The sequence below is a fragment of the Butyricimonas hominis genome (assembly GCF_014287455.1).
GTDB lineage: Bacteria > Bacteroidota > Bacteroidia > Bacteroidales > Marinifilaceae > Butyricimonas > Butyricimonas muris.
In genome coordinates, this window is sequence record NZ_JACOOH010000052.1 from 1 (window position 1) to 930 (window position 930).

Genomic DNA, 930 nt, shown 5'->3' on the forward strand with positions numbered 1-930 from the left:
GGGAAAGACCACAAGGATGACGTACTCCGGACACCTGATGACGGAGAAGACCGACCGCAACGGCGACACCTACTATTGGGAATACGACGGGAAGAGACGCTGCGTGCATACTTACGGCAGGGACGGAATGATGGAGGGACGCATAGAGTATCATCCCGAAAAGGGCTACAACCTGGTGACCGACTCCACGGGAGGGACAACCACCTACCGCTACACGCCCGAACAGCTCGTGACGGCGGAGATAGACCCTCTGGGTAACGAGACACGCCACAGCTACACGGACTACATGGAGCCGTACCGCACCACAGACCCCGAAGGCGGAGTGACGGGCTACAGCTATGACGGGGAGGGAAAGCTCACCGGCATCACCTATCCCGACGGCAGCGGGGAAATGTTCGTCAATGACAACGAAGGACGGCTCATCATCCACATAGACTGCGAGGGAAACAAGACGGTGCGCCTGTACGACAGGGAACGCCCGCACCTCGTGACCGGATTCATAGACGCTGCGGGAGAAGTGACGGAACTGGCCTACGATGAACACGGACTGCCCGTGACGGTAAGCAAGGGAAAGCGCCGGAGCGAACTCTCGTACGACAGGGACATGAACCTCGAGGCATGGCACGAGGACGGCAGGAAGCTCGGAGGATGGAGGCACGACGCAAGGGGAAGGATGACGGAACGCACCTCCCCCGGGTACCGCACGGAGTTCTACCACTACGATGCGCTGGACCGTCTGCGCCGCATAGACGCACGGGACGGGAACATCATACACCTGGACTACGACAGCTACGACAGCATCACCGAGGCGCGTGACGCAAGAAGACACGTGCGCATGGGCTACAACTCGGTGGGCAGCATGACGTGGCGGGAGGAAGCCGGGCACAGGGTGAGCTTCAATTATGACGGGATGGACCGACTGACAGAGGT

The 930-nt window shown here is 60.2% G+C and carries 1 pseudogene; it reads left to right on the plus strand.

From position 1 onward, the window contains the following. Window positions 1-930, plus strand: a pseudogene (locus H8S64_RS22175) (RHS repeat protein); the annotation flags it as partial.